Origin of the sequence: Micromonospora avicenniae (assembly GCF_900156065.1) — a bacterium.
Taxonomy (GTDB): domain Bacteria; phylum Actinomycetota; class Actinomycetes; order Mycobacteriales; family Micromonosporaceae; genus Micromonospora; species Micromonospora avicenniae.
In genome coordinates this window covers 309438-316156 of sequence record NZ_FTNF01000006.1, presented here as the reverse complement: position 1 = coordinate 316156, position 6719 = coordinate 309438, and the positions used below count along the sequence as shown (strand labels likewise).

Here is a 6719-nt window from a genome sequence, read left to right as displayed (position 1 = left end):
AAAGGCACGAAGCCAGTCAGAACAAGAGTCACGTCCGCTGCCGCCGACCATCAGCCCACCACCTGCGGGACCGACCCCGCCAGCCTCACAGTCAGAACAGCACGGTGGCCAGCGTGCCGACCGGGCGAAACCCGCAGCGCTCGTAGACCCGGCGGGCGGGCAGGTTGAAGTCGTTCACGTAGAGGCTGACCGTCGGCGCGACGCGCAGCAGGGCGTCGCGGACCACGGCGGCCATGGCCGCGGTGGCGATGCCCCGGCCACGCCACTCGGGCGCCACCCAGACCCCCTGAATCTGCGCGGTGCGCCGGGTCACCACCGCCAGCTCGGCCTTGAAGATCACCCGGCCGTCGACGAAGCGGGCGTACGCCCGGCCGCCGCGTACCAGCTCGCTGACCCGCCGCCGGTAGCTGCGCCCGCCGTCCTCGGCCAGGGGCGAGACTCCGACCTCCTCGGTGTACATCGCCACGGCCGCCGGGAAGAGGCGGTCGACCTCCCCAGCCCGCACCCGGCGCACCTCCGGATCGGCGGGGATCACCGGCAGCGCCTCGGTGGCCAGCAGCGGCTGGTTCGGGCGTACGTCCCGGGCGGGCCCCCACACCTCGGAGAGGCGGTCCCAGAGCCCGAGGACGGCGTCGGCCCGGCCGACGATCGACGAGCAGAGCCGCTCCTCGCCGGCGAGCAGGTCGGCGAACGCCTCGACGGCCGGTTCGGTGGCGAGCACCGGGGTCAGGTTGCCGCCCAGCCAGCAGATGGACTCGAGGTTGCGCCGGGCGCCGTAGCCGAGGATCCGGCCCTCGGCCCGCCACCAGGAGAGACCGCGCGCGGCGACCCGCTCGGCGACCTGCGCGCCCGCGTACGGGTCGAGGTCGAGCAGGCGCTCGACCGCGCGTCGTTCCGATTCCCCCAGTTGCCGTACCGGCACCGTCAGCACGCCTCCAGCGTGCCAGATCCGCCCCCCGGCCCGCGGGCTGAGTACCGACTCCGCGTCAGGCGGCCAGTGGTACGGCCACCCGGGTGCCCTCGGCCCACCGCACCACGGGGGGCACCAGCGCACCGACGAGCAGGAAGAACACACCGAGGACCAACCAGCCCGGTACGCCCCACCCGACGGCGAGCGTGGTCACCACCGCGGGCGCCACCATCGATCCGAGCTGCATGCCCATCCCGTACGCGCCCTGGTACTGCCCCTGGGCGTTCGCCGGCGCCAGACCGAACGAGATGCCCCAGCCGGCGGCGGAGTGCCACAGCTCACCCACCACGTGCACCAGCGCTCCGGCGAGCAGCAGCACCACGGCGACCGGGCCGGGTACGCCGCCACTGGCGGCGAAGAGCAGGCAGGCGACCGCGATCACCACGCCGGCCCGACGGGCCGCTCGGCCGGCCCCGGCCAGTTCCTCGGTGCCGCGTGAGGCGCGGACCTGGAAGAGCACCACCATCACCGTGTTGACCAGCATGCAGGCGGAGATCAGCCAGTGCGGTGCGGTGGTGCGCTCGGCGATCCAGAGCGGCAGGGCGATGTTGAGCAGCCCGAAGTGCATCGACATCAAGCCGTCGAGCACGGTGAAGGCGAGGAACGGGCGGTCCCGCAGGGCGATCAGCCGTGGCCCGTGGCTGGGCGCCGGGACCGGCGGGACGACCGGCAACCGGAGCAGGATCGCCGCCGCGACCAGGTACGTCGCGCAGTCCAGCAGGATCAGCGCCACGTACGCCGTCCGGGTGTCGGCGGCGAGGCCGACGCCGGCGACCACCGCACCGACGGAGATTCCCACGTTGGTGACGGCGCGCAGGTAGGCGCGGGTTCGTACGCGCTGCTCGGCGGGGACCGCGCCGGCGATCAGCGCACCCCGGGCGCCCCGGTTGGCCGCGTCGGCGATCGCCATGAGCATGCCGACCACGAGGAAGGTCGGGAACGACCGGACGCCGACCAGGGCGGCGGTGCACGCGGCGGAGGCGAGCAGCGCGGCGAGTTGGAGGCCGCGCGGGCCGTGCCGGTCCGCGAGGTAGCCCATCGGGGCACTGGCGATCAGGCTGACCAGCGCCGTGAGGGTGAGCCCGAGCCCGACCTGAGCCACGGTCAGTCCGACCGAGCGGGTCAGGAACAGAGCGCTCGCGGTCAGCCAGGTGCCACGGCCGACGGTGTTGATCAGGGTGGATAGGGCGAGGGTCCGGGCCGGCCCCGGGTCGGGAAGCAGTCGCACGACCCAGAGCCTAGCAAGACGTACGTACGGTTTGTACATCCTACTTGTCGACGACACGTTGCCGATATATCGTCGATGCATCAGCGATACGCCAACCAGGAAGAGGAACCATGCGATTCGATCGACGGCACCGCGTGATGCACGAAGCGATGCACGAGGCGCTGCACGGCGCCATGCGGGGGGCCGCGCACGGCGCGATGCGCGAGGTCCGGATGCGGGGCGGCTTCGGCTTCCCGCCCGTCCCGCCGATGCCGCACGGCCCCGGCGGCGGTCACGGCTGGGGCGGGCGCGGGCGCGGCGGCAGGCGACACCGCCCGAACGTGCGCGGAGCCGTACTGGCGCTGCTCACCGAGCGGCCGATGCACGGCTACGAGATGATCCAGGAGATCGACTCCCGCACCGGCGGGGCCTGGCGGCCCAGCCCGGGCTCGATCTACCCGACGCTCCAACTGCTCGAGGACGAGGGCGTCATCGCCGCCGCCGAGGACTCCGGCGGCGGGCGGAAGCGGTTCACCGTCACGGACGCCGGCCGTGCCGAGGCGGCCGAGGCCGCCGAGAACCCGCCGTGGGCGGAGCTGGCTCAGGACACGGTGAACAGCTGGCACGAGATCCGCGACGCCGGCACACAGGCGATGCAGGCACTGCGGCAGGTGATGATGACCGGCACCGACGACCAGCGTGAGCGGGCCGCCCAGGTGCTCGCCGAGACCCGCCGCAAGCTCTACGCCATCCTCGCCGAATCCGAGTAACCCCCTACCCCCTCGCCCACGAGGGGCCAAATACACGGAAAGAGTGGTCATTCCCGCAGGAATGACCACTCTTTCCGTGTAAGCGTGCCCCGCCGTTGCGGGGGGGGTGTGGGGTTAGTGGACGGTGACGGTGGGGGTGGTGGTCAGGCCGCGGAGTTCCTCGGGGAGCTCGGCGCCCATCTCCTCGGCCAGCCGGAGCGCCTCCTCGATCAGCGTCTCCACGATCTGCCCCTCGGGCACGGTCTTGATGACCTGCCCCTTCACGAAGATCTGCCCCTTGCCGTTGCCGGAGGCGACGCCGAGGTCGGCCTCCCGGGCCTCACCCGGGCCGTTGACGACGCAGCCCATGACGGCGACCCGCAGCGGCACCGGCAGCCCCTCCAGGCCGGCGGTGACCTCCTCGGCGAGCTTGTAGACGTCCACCTGGGCGCGTCCGCAGGACGGGCAGGAGACGATCTCCAGGCCACGCTCGCGCAGGCCGAGCGACTCCAGGATCTGGCTGCCGACCTTCACCTCCTCCACCGGAGGCGCGGAGAGGGAGACCCGGATGGTGTCACCGATGCCCTCGGCGAGCAGCGCGCCGAACGCCACCGCCGACTTGATGGTGCCCTGGAAGGCCGGGCCGGCCTCGGTGACGCCGAGGTGCAACGGGTAGTCGCACTGCTCGGCGAGCTGCCGGTACGCCCGGATCATGACCACCGGGTCGTTGTGCTTCACCGAGATCTTGATGTCCCGGAAGCCGTGCTCCTCGAAGAGCGAGCACTCCCACAGCGCCGACTCGACCAGCGCCTCGGCGGTGGCCTTGCCGTACTTGCTGAGCAGCCGCTTGTCGAGCGAGCCGGCGTTGACGCCGATGCGGATCGGCACCCCGGCGTCGCCGGCCGCCTTCGCGATCTCCTTGACCTTGTCGTCGAACTGCCGGATGTTGCCCGGGTTGACCCGGACAGCCGCGCAGCCCGCGTCGATCGCGGCGAAGACGTACTTCGGCTGGAAGTGGATGTCGGCGATCACCGGGATCTTCGACTTCTTCGCGATCGCGGGCAGCGCCTCGACGTCGTCCTGGGACGGCACCGCGACCCGGACGATCTGGCAGCCGCTGGCCGTGAGCTCGGCGATCTGCTGCAGCGTGGCGTTGACGTCGGCGGTGAGCGTGGTGGTCATCGACTGCACCGACACCGGCGCGCCGCCACCGACCGGTACGGAGCCGACCATGATCTGGCGGCTGGCCCGGCGCGGCGCGAGCGGCGGAGGCGGCACGGGAGGCATACCGAGGCTGACTGCGGTCACTTCAAACACTCACCTTGAGAAGAGCGTGATCGGGTTGACCACGTCCGCGGTGATGGTCAGCAGCGTGAACACGCCACCGATCAGGATCACCGCGTACGTGAAGGGCATGAGCTTGAGGTAGTCGACCCGCCCGGGGTCGCGGCGACCGACCCGGGCGTAGATCCAGGAGCGGGCCCGTTCGAACCAGGCGATGGCGATGTGGCCACCGTCGAGCGGGAGCAACGGCAGCAGGTTGAATACGCCGATGAAGAAGTTCAGCGACACGAAGAGCATGAAGAAGACCAGCCAGGCGTTGTTCTCCACCGCCTCGCCGCCGAGCCGGCTGGCGCCGACCACGCTGATCGGGGTGTCGACGTCCCGCTCCCCGCCGGTGATCGCGTGCCAGAGCGCCGGGACCTTCTGCGGGATCCGCTGCAGGGCCTGCAGGGTGCCGACGGCCATGTCCCCGGTGAAGTCGGCGGTGGCGCCGAACGCCTCGACCGGCCCGTACGTCACCCGGGTGGGCGTGCTGGGGATGAGCCCGACCCCGAGCGCGGCGACCGGGCCGACGGCGCCGTTCGGGTCGTCCAGCGGCGGTCGTTCGGTCCGCGCGAGCGTCGCCCGGGTCTCGGCCGGCTGCCCGTCGCGGACGTAGCCGATGGTCGCGGTGCTGCCGGGCTGGACGCCCCGCAGCGCGACGAGCAGCTCGCCGTAGTTGTTGATCGGCTGGCCGTTCAGTGAGGTGATCCGGTCGCCGTCGCGGAGGTGAGCCCGGGCGGCCGGGCTGGCCGCGTCGCCGGGCGCGCAGGACCGGGCGGCGTTCTCCGGCACCACGCAGTCGCTGAGCGCGACGACCGCCGGCTCCTGGCGGATCTGCTCCTCCGTGCTCGGGAAGTTCGGGTTGGGCAGGCCGGCGGAAATGGCCAGGATCCAGAGGGTGACCAGGGCGAGCGCGAAGTGTGTGATCGAGCCCGCGGACATCACGATCGTCCGCTTCCAGACCGGGTAGCGCCACATGGCCCGCGGCTCGTCAGCCGGCTCGACGTCGTCGTCCTGCGGGGTCATCCCCACGATCTTGCAGAAGCCACCGAGCGGAACGCCCTTGACGCCGTACTCGGTCTCGCCCCGCTTGAACGACCAGAGGGTGGGACCGAAGCCGACGAAGTACTTGGTGACCTTCATCCCGAACGCCTTGGCGGTGATCATGTGCCCCGCCTCGTGCAGGCTCACCGAGACGAGGATCGCCAGGGCGAAGAGCACCACCCCGAGCAGGTATGCCATCAAGCTCCTTCCACCGCTGCGGCGATGATCTCCTGCGCATGCGTGCGCGCCCACGACTCGGCCGCGAGCACGTCCTCGACGGTACCTGGTTCGCCGAAGTCCGGAGCGTCGTCCAGCACCCTCGCGACGGTGTCCACGATGCCGAGGAAGGGCAGCCGGCCGGCCACGAACGCCTCGACGCACTCCTCGTTCGCCGCGTTGTACACGGCCGGCCGACAACAGCCGGCCTGGCCGGCCGCCTTGGCCAGGGCGACCGCCGGGAACGCCTCGTCGTCGAGCGGGGCGAACTCCCACGTATGGCTGGTCGTCCAGTCGACCGCCGCGGCTGCGTCGGGCACCCGGTCCGGCCAGCCGAGGCCCAGGGCGATCGGCAGCCGCATGTCCGGCGGGCTGGCCTGCGCGAGGGTGGAGCCGTCGACGAACTCGACCATCGAGTGGATCACCGACTGCGGGTGCACCATCACCGCGATGTCGGCGTACGGGACGTCGAACAGTTCGTGCGCCTCGATCACCTCGAGCGCCTTGTTGACCATCGTCGCGGAGTTGATCGTGACAACCGGCCCCATGTTCCAGGTCGGGTGCGCCAGGGCCTGCTCGGGTGTGACCTGGGTCAACTCGTCGCGCCGCTTGCCCCGGAACGGGCCGCCGCTGGCGGTGACGACCAGCCGGCGCACCTCGCCCCGCGTACCGCCGCGCAGGCACTGGGCGAGCGCCGAGTGCTCCGAGTCGACCGGCACGATCTGCCCCGCCCGAGTAACCGCGGCCTTGACCAGCGGGCCGCCGGCCACGAGCGACTCCTTGTTGGCGAGCGCGAGCGTACGGCCGGCGCGCAGCGCCGCGAGGGTCGGCGCCAGCCCGAGCGAGCCGACCACCCCGTTGAGAACCACGTCAGAGGGCCACTGGGCCAGCTCGGCCATCGCGTCCGGCCCGGCGATGATCTTGGGGAGTTTGAAGTCGCCGCTGGCCCAGCCGCGCCGGCTGGCCTCGGAGTAGAAGGCGAGCTGGAGGTCCTGGGCGGCGGACGCCTTCGCCACGCCGACCGCCTCGACACCGAGTTCGAGGGCCTGGGCGGCGAGCAGTTCGACGTTGCCGCCGCCCGCGCCGAGCGCCACCACCCGGAACCGCTCCGGGTTGCGCCGGACGATGTCGATGGCCTGCGTGCCGATCGAGCCGGTCGACCCGAGCAGGACGAGTTCTCGCGCGGAAGTCACCCGGCCATTCTTCC

Annotated in this window: 6 protein-coding genes; 1 reads left to right on the top strand and 5 read right to left on the bottom strand. The window is 71.8% G+C overall.

Going from position 1 to position 6719, the window contains the following annotated elements; genetic code table 11:
* Positions 1 to 91 precede the first annotated feature (91 nt).
* The gene (locus tag BXA10_RS12980) at positions 92 to 931 is read right to left on the bottom strand and encodes a GNAT family N-acetyltransferase (RefSeq protein ID WP_076470558.1); all 840 of its coding nucleotides are present in this window, start codon (positions 929 to 931) and stop codon (positions 92 to 94) included.
* A 55-nt stretch (positions 932 to 986) separates the two neighbouring features.
* Entirely contained in the window at positions 987 to 2198 is a 1212-nt protein-coding gene (locus BXA10_RS12975) for an MFS transporter (protein ID WP_076470557.1), read from the bottom strand.
* 173 nt (positions 2199 to 2371) lie between these two features.
* Between BXA10_RS12975 and BXA10_RS12970 the strand changes: the two genes are divergently transcribed.
* Positions 2372 to 2947 (top strand): PadR family transcriptional regulator, encoded by a 576-nt coding sequence (locus BXA10_RS12970; RefSeq protein WP_076470593.1) that lies wholly within the window; start codon positions 2372 to 2374, stop codon positions 2945 to 2947.
* A gap of 114 nt (positions 2948 to 3061) precedes the next feature.
* On the opposite strand, the gene ispG is transcribed toward BXA10_RS12970, so the two are convergent.
* The 3 genes from ispG to dxr are packed head-to-tail and all read right to left on the bottom strand — an operon-like array spanning position 3062 to position 6705.
* Positions 3062 to 4234 carry a flavodoxin-dependent (E)-4-hydroxy-3-methylbut-2-enyl-diphosphate synthase gene (ispG, locus tag BXA10_RS12965; RefSeq protein WP_076470556.1) on the bottom strand — a complete coding sequence of 391 codons (1173 nt, stop codon included), beginning with the start codon at positions 4232 to 4234 and terminating at the stop codon, positions 3062 to 3064.
* Between the two features lie 9 nt (positions 4235 to 4243).
* A complete protein-coding gene (locus BXA10_RS12960) occupies positions 4244 to 5494 on the bottom strand; it encodes a M50 family metallopeptidase (protein ID WP_076470555.1) in 1251 nt (416 codons plus the stop codon).
* Positions 5494 to 6705 carry a 1-deoxy-D-xylulose-5-phosphate reductoisomerase gene (gene dxr, locus BXA10_RS12955; RefSeq protein ID WP_076470554.1) on the bottom strand — a complete coding sequence of 404 codons (1212 nt, stop codon included), beginning with the start codon at positions 6703 to 6705 and terminating at the stop codon, positions 5494 to 5496. The genes BXA10_RS12960 and dxr overlap by 1 nt, the downstream gene beginning before the upstream one ends.
* Positions 6706 to 6719 lie beyond the last annotated feature (14 nt).